General features: G+C 40.8%; 15 protein-coding genes, 1 pseudogene and 1 riboswitch. All 16 genes and pseudogenes read right to left on the bottom strand.

Features of this window, described 5'->3' with window-relative positions; genetic code table 11:
- A pseudogene (locus tag LI164_RS02080) lies at positions 1-298 on the bottom strand (IS607 family transposase); the annotation flags it as partial.
- A gap of 84 nt (positions 299-382) precedes the next feature.
- On the bottom strand, positions 383-3,304 hold the full coding sequence (locus LI164_RS02075; protein ID WP_227086678.1) for an insulinase family protein: 2,922 nt from the start codon (positions 3,302-3,304) through the stop codon (positions 383-385).
- A gap of 204 nt (positions 3,305-3,508) precedes the next feature.
- Entirely contained in the window at positions 3,509-5,125 is a 1,617-nt protein-coding gene (locus tag LI164_RS02070) for a Na+/H+ antiporter NhaC family protein (protein ID WP_117612933.1), read from the bottom strand.
- Between the two features lie 227 nt (positions 5,126-5,352).
- A riboswitch (Lysine riboswitch) is annotated at positions 5,353-5,520 on the bottom strand.
- Between the two features lie 106 nt (positions 5,521-5,626).
- On the bottom strand, positions 5,627-7,720 hold the full coding sequence (locus LI164_RS02065; protein WP_227086677.1) for a molybdopterin-dependent oxidoreductase: 2,094 nt from the start codon (positions 7,718-7,720) through the stop codon (positions 5,627-5,629).
- Positions 7,721-7,928: 208 nt separating this feature from the next.
- On the bottom strand, positions 7,929-8,633 hold the full coding sequence (locus LI164_RS02060; RefSeq protein ID WP_227086676.1) for an FctA domain-containing protein: 705 nt from the start codon (positions 8,631-8,633) through the stop codon (positions 7,929-7,931).
- Positions 8,626-9,426, bottom strand: a complete 801-nt coding sequence (srtB, locus tag LI164_RS02055) for a class B sortase (protein ID WP_227086675.1) — start codon at positions 9,424-9,426, stop codon at positions 8,626-8,628. Before srtB ends, LI164_RS02060 begins: the two co-directional genes overlap by 8 nt.
- 2 nt (positions 9,427-9,428) lie before the next feature.
- A complete protein-coding gene (locus LI164_RS02050; RefSeq protein ID WP_227086674.1) occupies positions 9,429-10,502 on the bottom strand; it encodes a DUF5979 domain-containing protein in 1,074 nt (357 codons plus the stop codon).
- A gap of 51 nt (positions 10,503-10,553) precedes the next feature.
- Entirely contained in the window at positions 10,554-11,117 is a 564-nt protein-coding gene (gene lepB / locus LI164_RS02045; protein ID WP_117649312.1) for a signal peptidase I, read from the bottom strand.
- Positions 11,095-11,358, bottom strand: a complete 264-nt coding sequence (locus tag LI164_RS02040) for a hypothetical protein (RefSeq protein WP_117649314.1) — start codon at positions 11,356-11,358, stop codon at positions 11,095-11,097. The genes lepB and LI164_RS02040 overlap by 23 nt, the downstream gene beginning before the upstream one ends.
- Positions 11,355-12,860: a hypothetical protein gene (locus tag LI164_RS02035; protein ID WP_227086673.1), complete on the bottom strand. Its 1,506-nt coding sequence runs from the start codon at positions 12,858-12,860 to the stop codon at positions 11,355-11,357. Before LI164_RS02035 ends, LI164_RS02040 begins: the two co-directional genes overlap by 4 nt.
- 176 nt (positions 12,861-13,036) lie before the next feature.
- Positions 13,037-13,819, bottom strand: coding sequence for a Uma2 family endonuclease (locus LI164_RS02030; RefSeq protein ID WP_005334309.1), 783 nt, complete (start codon positions 13,817-13,819; stop codon positions 13,037-13,039).
- Positions 13,820-14,130: 311 nt separating this feature from the next.
- Positions 14,131-14,988 (bottom strand): Cof-type HAD-IIB family hydrolase, encoded by an 858-nt coding sequence (locus LI164_RS02025; protein ID WP_005334311.1) that lies wholly within the window; start codon positions 14,986-14,988, stop codon positions 14,131-14,133.
- A gap of 90 nt (positions 14,989-15,078) precedes the next feature.
- A complete protein-coding gene (locus LI164_RS02020; protein WP_040015582.1) occupies positions 15,079-16,758 on the bottom strand; it encodes an alpha-glucosidase in 1,680 nt (559 codons plus the stop codon).
- The gene (locus LI164_RS02015) at positions 16,751-17,167 is read right to left on the bottom strand and encodes a PTS sugar transporter subunit IIA (protein ID WP_005334315.1); all 417 of its coding nucleotides are present in this window, start codon (positions 17,165-17,167) and stop codon (positions 16,751-16,753) included. Before LI164_RS02015 ends, LI164_RS02020 begins: the two co-directional genes overlap by 8 nt.
- A gap of 81 nt (positions 17,168-17,248) precedes the next feature.
- Positions 17,249-18,124, bottom strand: coding sequence for a PTS system mannose/fructose/sorbose family transporter subunit IID (locus tag LI164_RS02010; protein ID WP_181975419.1), 876 nt, complete (start codon positions 18,122-18,124; stop codon positions 17,249-17,251).
- Entirely contained in the window at positions 18,108-18,908 is an 801-nt protein-coding gene (locus LI164_RS02005) for a PTS sugar transporter subunit IIC (RefSeq protein ID WP_005334318.1), read from the bottom strand. Before LI164_RS02005 ends, LI164_RS02010 begins: the two co-directional genes overlap by 17 nt.
- Between the last annotated feature and the right edge of the window lie 34 nt (positions 18,909-18,942).

The raw sequence follows: 18,942 nt of genomic DNA, 5'->3' as shown, positions 1-18,942 counted from the left end.
CTGTTTCCTCCTGTATCAATTCCCGGATAAGTTTCTTAGCTTTGTTCGCTCGTTTCCCCTGTAATTTGCAACTGAATACTGTGATTATTTGAACCAGATCTTCAACAAGTTCCTGCTGTTCAGATTTTTCAGTATTATCAATAATCTCAATCTCACAATTATAAAGTGAAGCGATATATTCTATCAACTCAAAACCAAATCGCAATAGCCTATCTTTATATAAAACAACAACCTTTTCAACCTGATTTTGAGAGATTCGTCTGATCAATTCCTGAAGCCCTTTTTTCTTATAATTTATATTTAACTGTTAACAACCTCTCAATTAGGGACACCCCTAATCACTGATGGGGCGTAGTATTTTAACGAAATGCTACGTCCCTGGTTAAAAGCTTGTCACATCGCCAAATAATTCTTTATCTTCTTCTATTTTCTCTTCTCCACCAATGACGCACAACTGGTCTGCTGCCAGTACTGCTTTTGCCACCTTGGCAAGTGCCCGGATATCTTCCTGTGACGCATCCAGGATCTGTGCGCGTTCTTTCTTAATCATCTCGGCACTTACTTTGTTCATGTAGAGATTCATAGAACGTTCGCCCTTGGTCGCCGGTGTCATTGGCTGATCAATGTTGCTGATTGTTCCAATGATGTATTTTGTCATATCACGGTCACTGACAGTAAAGTTCTCCAGGTAATCTACCACGCCCTCATATACATCAATGGTACGTTTTAAATTCGGGTCACGGTAAGACACAAAGTAACCTTCTCCGATGCGGTTGAAACTGCTCATGCAACCGTAAGCTCCGCCTTTGACACGGATATTCTGCCACAGATAATCATAGCTTAAGATCACTTTGAGAATCTGCAGTGCTCCTGTATATTCTACGCCACGATCTATGAAGTTACCAGTGCGTGCTACATACTGAACTTTTGATGCAGTCTTAAATCCTTCATTCTTTTTCTCGCAATGAATGATACACGGTGTCTCTGTTACTTTCTCATGATTGAGCTTTCCGGCTAGTTCTGCGATTCTCGGCTCCATGCCCTCAAGACCTTCTCTTGCCGCTGTATAGCTGATCATCATATTGTCCGGACGGAAGATTTTCTTTGTCAGTGCGTACAATCTCTGCGATAACGCCTCTTTTTCCTCGTCAAAATGTTCCTCTATATAGGCAACTCGTTTGTAGAAGTCAATTCCGCTTGTCATATCTTTGAATTTAGCAGACGGTGATGCATAAGACAGTGCACGAAGTGCTGCGGTCGTATGTCCAGAAGACTGGAACTTCATAAGCAGCCTTGATTTCAACATAGCGAGAATCTCCCGGATTCGTTTCGTATCATCTAGTTTTGATGCCGTAAGAATCTCTGCCATCATGGCAAATGTTTTCTCAAGTTGTGAGTATAATGCTTTTCCTTTGATCTCAAATGTCGCTTTGAATTCTTTTTCTTTCACACGTGTCACATTATTATACAGCTCCAGTGATGTACCGATTCCTCCGGTATTTACATTTATCTCATTGAATAACTCACTGTATTCATAATTCTCTGTATCAATAATTCCAAGTACTGACTGCAGGATTCCAACATCCGCCAGTTCTTCTGCACTGACACCGGACAGATCGAACATAACGTTCACATATCCGATTCCATTTGTCTCAATCTCATGATAAACAACCGGCACATCTGCCAGCTTCATTTCTTCATTAAAGAATGGGGCTATCTCTCTGGAAATGTCTTCTCTGCGCAGTACCGGGATTTTTTCCAGATTTTCTATCGCTTCCGGCTCAGACTGGTACTCTTCCAGCGCCTTCGTGTCTGCCACCAGTTTTTCAACCTCTGCATTGCTCAATGACTCTTTATATTTCTGAAGCTTGTCCTGGAGCTGTGCATCCAGACGTGCTGTACGTCCCTGCTCCGGGCGGACCACTACGATTGCTCCATGTGTATTGTCAAGCAGATACTTCTGGATCAGTTCTTCATAATATCCGGTTCCAACTTTGTTCTTTAAAAATTCAAATGTCTCTAACGCCTCAATATGGATAAACGGCTGGTTTTCATCATAAAGCCAGCTATCCATGACTTGGAGTCCATACATAAGTCCTTTTGGATAATTTCCAAAATCAGCTTCTCTGTATCGGAATTCGTTGTAGTTGATTCCTGCCAGCAGCGCTTTCTGGTTGATGCCATTCTTCACCTGATCTCTAAGAACGTCTTCAATCACCTTCACAAACTCATCTTTCTGACTTTCCTCTGCATTTTTCGCAACAACAGAGAAAATAGGCTGATACACACCGTTGTCATAAGAACCCATAATGTCTTTTCCGATTCCGGCATCGGTAAGGGCCTTCTTAAGCGGTGCTCCCGGTGCAGATAACAGTGCGTAATCCAGGATTTCAAATGCCTGATAGAGTTCTCGGTCCAATGTTGTTCCAATGACCTTATTATAAGAAAGAAATGTATTCTCTTCTGTAGATTCATCGCTTGCTATAGAATATTCAAAAGTCTTCTCCTGTACCTCATCAAATGGCTTCTGCAAATGAATCTCTGAGTTTACGTCCTTTTTGTCATAGTGACACAGGTATTCCTCGTCAAGCCAGCGAAGTTTTTCCTCCATATCCATATCTCCGTACAGATAAATATAACTGTTGGACGGATGGTAATATGTTCTATGGAAATCAAGAAACTGCTCGTAAGTAAGCTGTGGAATCACCTCCGGATCTCCACCGGACTCATTTGCATAGCAGTTATCCGGGAACAAGGTATTCAGAACAACCCGATCCAGAACTCCCTCCGGTGAGGAAAATGCTCCCTTCATCTCATTGTATACAACTCCATTGTAGGAAAGCTCGCCATCTTTTTCATCCAGTTTGTAGCTCCAGCCCTCCTGACGGAATGTCTTATCATGATTGTAAATATTCGGATACAAAACCGCATCCATATATACATGCATCAGATTCTGAAAATCTTTATCATTACAGCTTGCCACCGGATAAACAGTCTTATCCGGATACGTCATTGCATTTAAAAATGTATTCAAAGATCCCTTCACCAGCTCTACAAATGGATCCTTTGCCGGGAAATTCTTTGACCCGCAGAGTACGGAATGCTCCATAATATGCGGAACTCCTGTACTGTCTGACGGCGGTGTCCGAAATGCAATGCTGAACACTTTGTTATTGTCATCATTCTCAACAAGCAGAACTCTCGCACCACTTTTCTTATGCTTTAAAAGCTTTCCTTTCGCTTTAATACCCTTTAAATCTTCGTCTTTTAATACTTCATACGTCGTTAAGTCTTTTACACTCATAAACTTGCCGATGTTCTCCTTTCTCATACACTGAGGCTATTATATCACATTTTTCCATAAAATAAACTGTAAGCCCTTTGGAATACATGAGGATTTTTTATATAATAGGAAATGCAATTCCCTATTATATAAAAAAACATCTGCTCTTTAGAAATATCCTAAAAACCGAATCCATTTCTTAAGGCAAATGTTCTTTTAGTTCTTTTATTCTTCTTTTCCTGTAATTGCACGGATCACAAAAAGTGTTCCTGTCATCAGCACAATACCGATTGGCAGACAGATCCACGCGTTCTGTACAAATCCTGCAATGACATAAGTCACAAATGATACTGCTGCCACAGTCATAGCATATGGAAGCTGCGTCGATACGTGATTTACATGATTGCACTGCGCTCCGGCTGATGCCATGATCGTCGTATCAGAGATTGGCGAACAGTGGTCGCCGCATACCGCACCTGCCATGCAGGCTGAGATAGAGATGATCATCATCGTTTCATTTGTTCCCTGGAATACAGCAACTACGATTGGAATCAAAATTCCGAATGTTCCCCAGGAAGTTCCGGTCGCAAATGCAAGGAAACAACCCACCAGGAAAATAATTGCCGGGAGGAAATTCACAAGTCCTGTCGCAGCCGTCTCCATAACTCCTGCCACATACTCTGCTGCACCAAGACTGTCTGTCATAGCTTTCAGTGTCCATGCAAATGTCAGAATCAGGATTGCCGGCACCATAGCCTTGAATCCGTCTGGAATACATGCCATAGAATCTGTAAACTTCAGTACTCTTCTAAGTGCATAGAAAATAACCGTGATCACAAATGCGAAGAAGCTTCCAAGCATCAGTCCGACTGACGCATCACTGGCTGAAAATGCTTCTACAAAACTAACGCCACTGAAAAATCCTCCACTGTAAAGCATTCCGATAATACAGCAGCCAATCAGTACAAGAATTGGAAATACAAGATCGATCACGCCGCCTTTTTCTTCAACTACATCATCCTGTGCATCTGCGTACGGTCTGTCCGGTGTAGTATAAATATCTCCTCTTAATGCATTATCTTCATGGACACGCATTGAGCCATAGTCAATCTTTAACACAACAAGAAGAACCATGGTCAGGATTGTCAGAAGTGCGTAATAGTTAAATGGAATGGCACGGAGAAAAATGGAAAATCCGTCCTCTCCCTCTACGAATCCGGTAACCGCTGCCGCCCATGAGGAAATCGGTGCAATGATACATACCGGGGCTGCCGTAGCATCAATCAGGTAAGCTAACTTCGCTCTTGATACCTGATGCTTATCTGTGATTGGTCTCATAACACTTCCAACGGTCAGGCAGTTAAAGTAATCATCAATAAAAATCAAAACTCCAAGCACGATTGTCGCAAGCTGGGCTCCAATTCTTGTCTTAATGTGTACGCTCGCCCAACGGCCAAATGCAGCGGAACCTCCTGCTTTATTCATCATGCACACCATGATTCCGAGAATCACAAGGAATACTAAAATTCCCATATTATAGCTGTCTGTCAGAACCCCTACAATACCATCTTGAAATACATGAAGTACTGTATTCTCAAATGAAAATCCTGACCAGAAAAGTCCTCCGATCACAATTCCTACAAATAAAGAACTGTAAACTTCTTTTGTGATCAGCGCCAGCACGATTGCTACAACCGGTGGCACCAGCGCCCAAAAAGATGCATACATCTTTGGCACATACTCTGTTGTCTCTTCTGCTGCAAAAACTGTGACAGAACTCATAGCCAGCATCAGAAGACAAACTACAGCCCCCCAGGCTGCCAGTTTTCTCTTTTTCAACATAATCTCTACTCCTTTATGTAATTTAATATTTTCGGAATAAAGCTCTGCCTGGTTATATCTTTTCTACCACAGATCTTATACCTGTTTTTCATACCTGTCATGAAACATTTTCATGTCAACTATAAATCTAAATAGAAAAACCGTGAATGCATCTGCGTCGTGCACTCACGGTATAATTCATCAGTCCAAATATCCCGTTCTTTCTCCTTACGGTCTATTCTTTATTATACTCTGATAGCGCTCCACCGATGTGACAGTTCGCAGCATATTCTGCCACGCCCCAGAAAATGTACTTGGGATGTTACATTTTCTTCGGCGGTCTCCCCTTTCATGTCCGGCAGCTTCCCAAGCTGTCGCCGATCATTACTGATGAATCCCGCACCTCTATCAAGCAAATTCTTTATTCACATAGTACTTTTTTATCACCTATGTTAAAAAAAGTCAATCCTTTTTCTTATACTTTTATCGTTATTTTTTTATCATTTTTATTATTACTGTTTACTATACTTTCTCTACTCGGCATGGTACAGATTTAATAAGTACAAATCCTGTCATCGGATCTGCATAGTCCAGACTACACAAATCATTGACATTTCCATTTTTCCAAGGTTCTGCCATATAGGCGCTTCCACCTCCATGTGGAATATGTATTGCATGTCTTGCAATGCCACGGATTTTCGCTTTAAATGTTCCGTCTGCGAATGGCGTTATTACTTTTACCATGTCGCCATCTTCGATACCAATTTCTTTTGCATCTTCCGCATTGATATCTACAAACGGATACGGTTCAATCTCAGCAATTTTATCTAGATTTGCCCCAAACACACCCATACGGTTATTGCTTCTTGCTCCACTTGTCATAGTAAATGGATATTCTTTACCAGCAAGTTCCGGAATTGAACGAACATCCTTATACTCTGGATATGGGACAAATCCATTTTCCTCCAGAATTGTAGAACAAATTTCTAGCTTTCCGGACGGTGTCGGGAATCCCGGTTTTCCATCTACTCTTAACTCACCTGTCTCATATTTCTTATAATGCTTTTCTTTTTTCTGGTCTGCACTTGTCCCAAAATCTCCTGCATATGGCGCAGTTCCACTAAGAAGCCAGCTTCTAAGTTCTTCTTCTGTCTGTGGAAGTTTATCACCAAATCCAAGTTTTTTGGCAATTGCTCCCATAATTAACACATCGTTTTTAGATTCTCCGACTGGCTCAATCAGGGGTTCCACAATATGTGGTCCTTCTGGTCCTGGTACAGCTTTTGGCACTTCGAATAACGAACAGGCCGGAAAAACTACATCTGCATATCGGGCATCTTCTGTAAAGTAACGATCCAGAACGATCAGGCAATCTAATTTTTTATATGCTTCACGCCAGCTTTTACTATCCGGGAATGACAATACCGGCGATCCTCCTAAAATCATAAGTCCACGGACCGGGTATGGCTCGTCTTCTAATACTGCTTTCGGAAAACGCGAAAACTGTCCCAGACCACTGAATTTATAAAATAACGGAAATTCATCTACTCCGATTGGTTTGTCATCTTCTGGTATTTCAAAAAGCTTCGGCGTCTCCAGTCCTTTTGCATTCAGATAGATTGCACCCGGCGCGTCCAACTTCCCGGTAATTGCCCACAATACAAAGATTGCACGGTTATTTTGAATTGCACTGAGCTGATATTCCAGACCCGTATAGGCAACAAGCGGAATCTTTGCAGTAGAACAGAAAATATCTGTCAGCTTTTCAATATCTGTCACTGAAATGCCACACCATTTTGAAAGCTGCTCCATTGTCTGTGTATCCAAATAAGCTTTAAACTCTTCAAATCCTCTTGTATATTTCTCAATAAATTCATGGTCATAACGTCCACTGTCTATAATCAGTTTCAGCATTGCAAGGGCAAGTGCTCCATCGGAACCCGGCGTAATCGGAATCCACCAGTCTGCAATCTTGCCAAGTCCTTCCTGCCTTGGATCTATCACGATCAATTTTGCTCCTCGCTTCTGAGCTTCCTTAATACGATGCAACATCACCTGCGGGCCATCGTCACTGGCAGAGTTTTTACCCCATGAGATAATATAATCACTTTCTTCAATCTCCTGCACCATCATTCTCGTATTCAGACCCATAAGCGTTCCAGGCGTAACTGTACTGGAAGCCAGATTACAGATGGATGAACAATTCATATCATTGACAGAACCCAGATTTATAAGAAATTTTCCTTTGCCGCTTCCATCACCTTTGCCACAAAGTCTTGTTACAGGAAGCCCTAAGATACCTCGTCCATAGTAAGATGCCAGAGATCTTCCGCCATATGTATCTGCGGTTTTTTTCAGTAATTCCGCAGCTTTGTCAACAGCTTCTTCCCAACTGCACTCGCGGAATTTTCCTTCTCCACGCTCACCAACTCTGATCAATGGACGTTTGATACGCTCCTCCCCATAAAGAATATCTGGTACCAATGCTCCTCTTGGACATAATCTTCCTTTCGGAGATTCTTTATCCGGTTCTGCTTTCACAATTTTTCCATCTTCAATGGTATAAATAACTGCACAGCCACCCTGACATAAACCACAGGTTCCTTTTTTTACCATAATGCTTCCTCCCATCTGTAAAATACGTACTATTTATAGTTTAACACTCCCTACAATAGTCCTCAAATTGTTAATCTCTATATATAAACTTCAGTTATAGATTAAAAGAGCGCTCACCTTACAATCATATAATAAGGTGATGCGCTCTGCTTTCCTGTGAAATTTTCTGTCTGTTATTTTCTTTTTGCATATAACAACTAATGAACAATTACTTTTTTTCTATTTTCTTTTTATATTCGTAAGTCCCGATCATAATTCCTCCACAGATTAACATCAGACATGCCAGAGTTTTTATATCTGCGCTGTCTCCGGTCTTGACCGTCATGCTTTTTTGTTTAGCTTCCGGTGCCTGATATCTGTTCATAAAAACAGGATCAACTTTCTCGCCTTTTGCATTGTATGCGATAATAAGTGACTGTAACGTATCTGTCTGTTCATTTCTCATAATATAGACTTCCAGGGAATACTCGGACTGGTCATATATCCAGTTTTTTCCATCACCAGCCACCTGGCTGATCGTATATCTGTACACCCCCGGCTTTTCGTACTGAATTTGAAATGCATCTTTCTTTGTTCCTGTTATCTGAACTTTTGAAATCTTCGGCATCGGGTTTTGTTCATCATTTTGTTTTAATAGAAATGAAAATGTTTCGTTTTGTTGCGAGTTTCCAGTAATTTTTAATTTCACAGGAATATTGACCGTTATCTGCTCCTGTGTATTCTCTACCGCTGTCACATAATTTGTTTCTACATCTGCCATCTGGTTTTCTTCTGCACTTGCTGCATGAATTTTCACTGAAGATAGCATCGCTGTAGATATCAATGCAAAAACTACCATTACCAGCCACATTTTACTTTTTCCACACATACTTGCCTTCTCTTGTATATTTATCCCCCGCATTTTCTCATTCATTTTCCGTCTCCACATATACTTTTCCACTTCCTTCCTCCGAAGCACTGCTGTGCACAATCCTGCATATGAGAACATGTCTTGCATTTGTTCCGCTTGTAGAACAGGTCGACAGTGCTACCATCTGATCTTCCGTCGTAAGTTCTTCTCCTCTTGTATACTGCGCCTGTTCATAAATGCGTTTCAAAAGCTCCTGCCTTTCCGATACATTATCCCACTGGGTTCGATAAATATATTTGTCATATGCATCTACTGTAAGAAACGCAGCTGTTTCCAGGTACAGCACCCGATCCGGCAGATAAATTTTCCCAGTTGTATTTTTCCGAAAAAATGTCTCATCACTATATTTATCCAGATCACCGAACATTTTTCCTGCCTGCATATGATGCCCCATAAGTACCATATATGGATCTGTAAACTTCCGATTATTCTGCCAGTCCAAAAAGATACTTCCGGATATCTCCGGATTTCCAAGTGCATCCTTATCCAGATATTCAAAATTGTCCTCTCCCTGAACTATTGGATAGTCGATTCCTGTATGATCCATAACAATCCATCCACATACATCCGGATTCATAGCCATAAGCTGACTGAAATTATAAGAAAGTCCTTCTGCCTCGTCTGGTTTATATTCCACCATCGTTTTCAGTGCATCTTCCGAGCCATCTAAAATGCTCCAGTTGTCCCACAGCGCATAACCGGCATAGGCGAGGCAGCATAAAAAAATAACTGCCGCCACGCCATTTACAACCATATCAAGCCCTTTAGTCAGATAATACTCCGGCGTTCGTTCCATCCTTAGATTCTTTTACGACGGAAAAATACGAGGCATCCACCGAACGCTGCTGCAAATGCAAGAAGGACTGGGGCAAAATGAAGGATCACACCTGTCGGTGGAGTAACTGTGTCAATATTGGTGTAAGCAACTGTGTTTGTTGCATCCAGATTAATTATTCCATTTGCACTCTTACTTTCAACTGCATTTTCACCATTCACACTGACATTTGTTGTATCATACCCTTTTGGGTCAATTTCGTTTACAGTATAGTCTGCCCCTGCCGGAAGATTTTTAATTTCAAACGTCTCGCCGTGTTTCAGTGTAAATGTAGTTTTCTCTCCATTTGTCACTGTAACATCTGCTTTGTTTGTAGAATAAGTTCCGTCAATTCCATTCACAACAACAGTAAAAGTGAACTCATCATTTTTATTTGCAGCACTTCCGGAAACAGTTTTTGTAATTTTTAAAGATTCTGCATCAGCTTCTGTATTTTCAAATCCTGCCCCTTCACTTTTCTGATTGGTTGCTGCACTCGTTGTTGCAATGCCTGACACCTTTAAATTTCCTGTCTGGGATCCGTTGTCTTCTGTCTCCCATACAACCTGAACGTCTAACAAATAAGACTGATCAGAATATGCAATATTGGGATTGTGTCCCGGATTCTCTCTTAACATGAAGTGATATAACCCCGGAGCTGTAAATCTAATTCCGTCGAATAACTCATCATAAGACAATGTTTCACTGGAACTTGCTCCGCCTGCTGCCTTTGTCTTCCATGCTGATGTAATCTGCGCCGTCTTTGTAGCATTATTCTGTGTCATTTCACTTCCATTAAATGTCGGTGTGCTCGAAGCATTGGTTCCGATTGCATCAGAACCTGTGTACTCTAATGCAAAATCAAATGTTTCTGAATCATTGAGTAATCCATTTTCTGCAACTGACCAGGTATTGGTAATCTGCCTTCCAGGGCCAGAATATCCATTAACACTAATTCCCTGTGTTTGCGAATTCGCTGCAAATGCAGTTAATGACATACCCATAAGCATTGCTGTGGACAGCATAGATGCTACCAGTTTTTTAGTAAACTTTTTCATACCTTACATTCCTTTCCATATTCTAAAGCAACTTTTTTATTTCTTTTTTGATTATATATTTCTTCTTCGGATCACAGTGATAACAAGCCCCCGGATCTCGTTTTTCGATACTGCTCCCAGTGTCCTGCTGTCTCTGGACACACTGTGATCATCACTTAAAATATAATATTGCTGACTTTTAAGCGTTACTTTTCCTGTACCATTTTCATTTCCCGGATTATACATATCTTCCTGGTTTATATCTGCCTGTGTATAACCATTTATGACAAGCTGTCCGTCCTTCGTAATTTCCACTGTCTCACCAGGCATCGCCGCAATTCTTCCGACCATCTCTACTCCTCGCTTTTCATATACGACTACATCACCTCCCGTATATGAGTCCTGCAGGCGGTAGTATAATAACAGATCTTTGTCACCGATTGCCGGTTTCATATCGCTTCCATACTCAAATGTCACTCCGAACACACACCTGAACAGAAGCACAAGAAAGACCGCAAGAAATGCTGCTTTTCTAAGATCACTGCCACGAAGCTTCCGAAGTATCGTTCGCTGCCTTCTTTGCCGGATTACCTCTTCCGTACTGCCTGCCCGGTTAGATTGTATACTCTGCTCCATGTTTCTCCTTTAATTGCATGCGGAACTTTTCTTCCTGGATAAAAAAGACTCTACGATACATTTCGTCCAGAATCAGAAGCTTATCCCACACTTCCTGTTCATCAACCAGTCCAAATATTCTGTGAAATTGCATAGTTTCAATAACATGTGCAATATCCTTTACAGATGATGCATGCCTGGCTTTCCGAAGCCATTCTTCATTTTTCCTCTTGTTCTTATTCTCCTTTTTGTTCTGTCTCATACATTTCTCTTTCTTCTGGCATATACATATCCCAATGCCAGCACTGCGATACAAAGAATCAGCACATATGGAAATGTCATCATGGCAATCCCTGTCACTGGCTGCTGCTCCATCTGATTTGTAAATGCAGCTGTGACATTCGTATTGTCAATATTAAGCAGGATGCCATTCTCCTGGTTATATCTCTCATCAGCACCATTTACAGTAACAGAAGCCCAGTAATCTCCACTTTCTTCTTTGATCCTAACGTCTCCAGATGTGATCTGTTGTATCGTAGCTGACTCACCATTTTTCAGAACTACGCTGGCATTTCCTGACTGATCAAATATAATCTGTGAGGCATGTGTCTGTGAACAATTCTGGGTTCCATTATAAATTACATCGAATGTCTTTCCTGCCAATCCGGATGCAGTCAGTGTAAATGTAAAATGTTCGGCTGGATTTGCCGCACTGCCTTTTACAGTCTTGGATATGGTCAGATTGACCGGTGTCACATCTTCTATTTTAATCTTCATCCGACTCAGATAATAGGTATTCCTCGAAACAGTCCGGTAAGAAAACTTGTTATTTGTCGGATCCACATGATAAATTCCTGCATAATCTTTATCTGCCCCATCTATCTTTGGCGTGATAGTCACCCGCCATATCCGCCCATCTTTGTCGTAGTTCAGAACAATCCGGTCTTTTTCCTCTGTCAGATATTGATAATTCGTTCCACCAAGTGCTTCTTCCACTTTCGTTTTAAAATCTGCATAAGTAACACCTGGAAGTTTTTGTTCATTGGAAGAAATTGCAAATAATGCCTGATCATTCTGATCATATAACTCCACTACATAAACCGGTGGATCTTTCTTCAGAATTCCGTCAATATGCCAGCCATCATTCTCCCGTTTCAGGACATAACCTACAAACATATTGCTTCCAAATACATTTTCAAACTTCTTCTGATCCGTACTGCTCATGGCCTGAAAAATTGCTTGTTCCCAGAGATTCGTAGCATTTTGCACCCGGTTCGCAGTATCTGCCTTATCTCCTGGATTCCAAGATTCATCACTGTCAATGGAATAGTAGATGTACCATGTCCGACCATAGTTTTTTACATAAGTCTTTACTGGCTTTTTATTCAACTGGTCCAAATTCACCGTAACTGTAAAATATGGAGTATTGTTACCCGAAGGTCCAAACTCACCCGCAGTAAAAGCTTGGTTTATCTTTTCTGGTATCGCATTACTATATCTCAGATATACTTTTGCAGTGATCTTACCTGTAGCAGGATAATTATCTGCAAGTACTGCAATATCCTGGTCATCCTGCATCATATTGTCAATCTGATTTTCATCTATTGTAGTAGCATTTTCCTGATCTGGCATCGCCTCCTCTACAGCCTGTACAGAACTACTGTCTTCCTGTGCATCTGCCGCCAATACCTTCATCTGTGACGGCATCAGAAGGCAGAGCCCGAGGAGTAATGAAATCAAACATCTTCTTCCTCTTTTTTTCATGTCTGTAACTCCCTTTCTGTTTTTCAAAACTTTGTTTTTTCAGCCTGCCTATATATATCCTATGAAGAAAGTTTCCAGATTATTCCTAAAATGGCAAAATATAAGCAAAGAAAAGCTGTACACATGACCCTTGATCTTCTGGATCACGCATACAGCTTTATGCCCCACGTCTCTTTTTACACATCGTCTTCTTCATACAGAAAGCTAATGTATTCATAAATCTTTGCAAAATCTACTTCACATTCTCCTTTGAATATACCCACTGGAACTTTGGAGCTAAATCCATAAATAGACGGTGTTACCTCTGCTTCAAAATCATACACAATAACCTTCTTCCCCTTCGGATCCACCAGCCAGTATTCCCGAACTCCTGCATCCATATATTTTCCCAGTTTCACATACATATCTTTTTTCTTTGTAGAATCAGAAAGTATCTCCACTGCCAGATCCGGGGCTCCATATATACATTTTCTTGTAATCTTGTCACGGTCACAGACGACCATAACATCTGGCTGCACCATAGTTTTATCGTCACAATCAAGCTGTACGTCCATAGGTGCAGCCATGACAATACATCTTCCTTTCTGCTGACTGATATATGACCGGATTATATTACACAATTCTGTAGACAGGATCTGATGGATGGCAGTCGGTGAAGCCATATCATAAATCACGCCATCAATAAGTTCAACACGTCTTTCCTTCGGAATTAAATAATAATCCTCTACCGTATAATCACCCTGTCTCTTTTCAGACGTCTCTGGTAACGCTTCACCAATTCTGTCTGTCTGCTTTTTCAATACCCTTTCAAGCGCAATTAAAGTTTCATATCTTGGAGATCTGGTAACTCCCGCAAGAACTTTCTGCACCGTTCCAAGCGGTACTCCCGAAAGCTCTGAAAGTTTCTCATTCGAATAACCAAATTCCTTTTTTCTTTGCTTCATCTCTTCTACCGTCATCGCATCTCCTCCACTGTTCAAGAATGCCTCGGCATTCTTGCTGCGAGGTGCGCGTCATGCAATTGCATGACATACTTCTACTGCGCACCTCTGCAATCCTGCCGGAGGCTATATCAGCTGGGAGATTGACTCCCAGCTGATATAACATCTTATTCTTTCCATTATATTATCATATTTTCCATATTAATTCAATACAGTTTCAATATCATTCCGTTTTATTTCCATTTATGTATATAATTCAAGAATGCCTCGGCATTATTGCAACAACAGGCTTTTTAATACCTTATTATTTTATATTCCCTTTTTCGATACTATAATATATATTTTTCAATCGCAGCTGCAACACCTTCATGCCCATTATCCAGTGTTATATCATCTGCTACGCTTTTCACGTCATCAGTTGCATTCCCCATGGCAATTCCAAGTCCTGCTTCTCTTAACATCTCAATATCATTTTCACTGTCTCCAACTGCCATAACTTCATCCATAGTCATTCCAAGATACTCTGCAAGGAGCTTAAGTCCAGAGGCTTTATTTGTGCCAGCTTTTGTAAATTCCAGATTGTTGAATCCTCCGTTAACAACCTTGATATCTGGACATTCTTCCAGATATTCCTGCACTTCCTCCCGGTTCAAAAGTTTATCTTTTTCTTGCTTTTGAAAGTTTAAAGTTGCTTTTTGCATCTTTGCATCACCGTTTTTTAAGTATTCTATCAAATCATTGATTCCTTTTCGATTCTCTTTCATGTGCTGGATCACATAGTCCGGAAGATCCAGATTGTCAATATAAGGATACACCTGAACAGGTGTATAACTGACACCATCTACAAATACATTGATATATATTTCTTTTTTCAGAAGATATTCAAATATCGGAATCATTTTCCCGGAATCCAGATATTTTTCATAGAGACATTTTTTCGTCTTTGCCTCATAAACTGCACTTCCATTTGTCGTGATAACATAATTAATATCTACATTTTTTAACTGATCCCAGGGAATTCCATCATAATCTCTTCCTGATGTCGGCACAACCTCTATTCCTGCCTCTTTTGCCTGATTCATTGCATCAATAGACGCCTGGCTGATTTTTCCGTTATCATCGAATAAAGTTCCATCCACATCCAGGGCCAGAAGTTTAATTGTTCTATTATTCTCTGTCTTTCCCATATTTTACTCCTTATAACCAAACAATTCCCTGAAAATATTATGTTAAAGACAACATCACACATTTTCAAGGAATTGTTTTTATCTTTATTGTTATCTTATCATATACACATAAACCTGATATGGTTTTAATGTAAGATGATTGTTAAATGTATCCGGTGCGTCTCCATAGTTAGAAATAAGCAGGCTGCTCTCCTGTGCCTTCACTTTTTCGTCTACCTGATAGTCGATTTCTTCATCCGTAAAGTTCGCTGCGACAACCAATGATTCGTTCTCACCTTTTCTCAGATACGTATATATTTTTTCGTTTTCGGCATCCAGAAGTTCATACTCACCATCTGTGATTACTGAAACTTCATGACGTAGTTTTACAAGCTTCTGATAATAGTAAAATACAGAATCCGAATCTTCCAGACATTTTTCTGCATTAATCTCTGTATAATTTGGATTCACATCAATCCACGGAATACCCTCCGTAAATCCCGCATGTCTTGTGTCATCCCATTGCATTGGTGTTCTTGCATTATCCCTGGATTTCAGTCTCAAAAGCTCCAGTGTGTCTTTCTCGGAAAATCCCTTTCTACCTGTGAAATCTTTAAAGATATCAATCGCTTCCAGATCTCTGTAATCTTCAATCTTATCAAAAAACGCATTGGTCATTCCCAGCTCTTCGCCTTCAAAAATATATGGTGTTCCCTGCATCATATGAAGCACGGTTCCGAGCATTTTTGCAGAAATAACGCGATACGCCGGACTTTCATTTCCAAATCTTGTTACGGCTCTTGCCTGGTCGTGATTACTCCAGTAGAGACTGTTCCAGCCATTACAAGCATGCATTTTTTCCTGCCACTCAGTCATGACACGCTTTAAGTCGGTAAGCTTTACTCTTGTCTTTGCATATTTTCCATTTTCATCATAATCCAAATGCATATGGTCAAAATGAAAGACCATCTGCAGCTCTTTCTCACCGGCTGCCGTGTATGGGACTGCTTCGTCAGCGCTTGTATGCGGTGCTTCCCCAACCGTCATAATATCATATTTACTCAGTACTTCCCGATTCATTTCTTTCAGATATTCGTGAACTCTCGGACCACTTGCACAGCCTGCATAATAGCTTCCATATGCTTTATTTTGTATGATCGGTCCGTCCGGGAATGTCGGATCCTTGGAGATCAATGTAATAACATCCATGCGGAATCCGTCGATGCCTTTATCCAGCCAGAATCTTAAGATGTCATAGACATCTTCTCTGACCTTCGGATTATCCCAGTTCAAATCCGGCTGCTCTTTTGCAAAACAGTGAAGATAGTACTGATCAACTGCTTCTACATACTCCCATGCAGAGCCACCGAAACTGGATCCCCAGTTATTCGGCACTTCATCTTTCCAGATATAATAGTCATGATATGGATTGTCTTTTGATTTTTTCGCTTCCTGGAACCATTGATGCTGATCGGAAGTGTGGTTCACTACGAGGTCGAGAATAATTTTAATTCCGTGCTTATGTGCCTCTGCAAGAAGTTCGTCAAAGTCTTCCATAGTTCCAAGTGTCGGTTCAATCTGTCTGTAATCTGAAATGTCATATCCGTTGTCTACCTGTGGTGATTGGAAAATCGGATTCAGCCAGATTACATCGATTCCTAGCTTCTCCAGATATGGAAGCTTTTCCTTCAGTCCGTTCAGATCTCCGATTCCATCTCCATTAGAATCCTTAAAGCTCTTCGGATACACCTGATATACAACGCTTTTCTTCCACCAATCCGCTCTATTCATCTTCATCATCTCCATCATCTGCAATTGCATTTACATATTTAATTTCCATTCTTGCCTCTTCCACAATCTGTGCCATACGCTCGGTACTGATATAATCGTCCTGAGGCTCCATAGCAGCCGTAACTGCAAGTGGAAGATTCATTCCGCTGACAATATGAGTATGTGGACGGTTACGGTATTTGAAGAATTTCTGATTAACACTTCCAGATGTCAGATCGGTGAGGACAACCACCTCGTCTTCATCTGCGAATCCATTCATCAGTTCGTCAATCTCTTCCTCCACCGGACGGTTATCTACATAGGCACTTAAAGAAACAACCTCTGTAAGCCCGCCTGTGATAAAATTCAATGTCTCCTTTAATCCATCAGCCATTCTGTGATGAGATGCAATTACAATTACACGTTTCATAATCCATCTATTCCTTTCTCTACTATGCTTTTAATTTTATAGCTCCTGTCTGTATGATAGACAGGAGCCATTTTAGAATATTTATACCGTCAGAATTCCAAAGAATGAACAAACCAATGCAATTACGATAATCAAAAGAATTAATTTTGTAGGTGTCCATTTCTTATTTCCAAGAAGTTTGTAAACCAGTACGGTCAGAAGTACCGGAAGAAGTGCCGGCATAATCTTATCAAGGACATCTGCCTGAAGAGCAAGTTTAACTTCACCGACTTTAAAATTTAGTCCCGTTGTCATCTTAACCGATGTCGCGATCAGCGCACCGACAACGCTCAGTCCCATAATAGAGGCTGCCTCGGTAAATACTGCCAGTCGCTTTCCAAGATTTGTAATCAGCTTTGTTCCAGAAGTATAACCAACTTCAAATAATTTTGATTTCACAAACCAGAACAGAATGTTGCAGATAAACCATACAATTGCTCCAAGCGGGTTGCCCTGCTGTGCCATATATCCTGATATAGATCCCATAATTGTCGGCCACAATACCCAGATCAATGTGTCGCCGACTCCGGCAAATGGTCCCATAAGACTTGTTTTTAATGATTGTACTGTCTCTTTTGCTTCAATTCCGTCTTTTTCTTCAATGGCAAGTGTTGCTCCTAAGATGACACTGGACATAGCTGTTGTTGAATTGTAGTAGTTAAAGTGGTTATTTAACGCTGCTTTATATTCTTCATCATCTTTGTAAATCTTGCGAAGTACCGGTGCCATCGCCCAGGCAACTGCCGGTCCCATCTGAGATTCATAGTTGAAAATGTTACATGCCATGAAGTTATATCTTGCTGCTGTTCTTCTAAGATCGCGTTTTGTTACTTTATATCTTCCATCTGCAGTCTGCTCTACCGGAGTCTGCGTATTTTTCTGATTTACTGTATTCATCTCATTACTCATCGAAATCATCTCCCATCTCTTCTGTTACTGTATTTGCTGCTACAGTTACTGCCTCTGTCGCATCTGATTTTCTAAGCTCTGTTGTAAAATACCAGAAAGCTGCAGCAAATCCTACAATTGCAATTCCAAGTACCGGTACATTTAAATAAGCGGAAAGTACAAATCCGATTAATATAAATGGAAGGAATTTCTTTACCGGCATGTAACGCATCAACATTCCGATTCCGACTACCGGAAGCATTCCTGCTGCTATTGAGAGTCCATTTGTTACCCACTCTGGAATAAATTTTAAAATAAAGTTTACTACATTCGCACCAAAGCATACGACAATAATGGTAGGAATCACTGTCTGGAGGGAACAGATTGCAGGTCCAAGCCATGCCTCACGGTTCATTCTGCCCCATTTTCCTGCGTTATTATCATTCTGCATCTTATGCGCTACAAAGTTATTTACAATTCTTACAACAACTTCTAACTGAATCGCAAGAAGTCCTACCGGAAGTCCGACTGCCAGCGCTGCATCTGTCCCTGTTCCGGTACGGACTGCAATAAATGTACCGATAATGGTCGCAAGTCCGTAGTTCGGAGCAGATGCTCCACCAAGCGCTGCAACACCAAGGGACATTAACTGGAAGGTACCACCAATTACAAGTCCTGTATTCATATCTCCCATAATCAGTCCTGAAATCATTCCAACAATTACTGAGAACCAGGAAAGTACGACCGGTCCATTCTGGTCAATGGTCATATAACCTGCTAAAATCACGATTAATATATCCTGTATTACTGTCATAATTTTTCACCTCAAACTCTATTTTCTAACCTTT

The organism is Dorea sp. 210702-DFI.3.125, assembly GCF_020560945.1.
GTDB classification, from domain to species: Bacteria; Bacillota; Clostridia; order Lachnospirales; family Lachnospiraceae; genus Dorea; species Dorea formicigenerans.
This window is presented reverse-complemented; position numbering and strand designations above follow the sequence as displayed.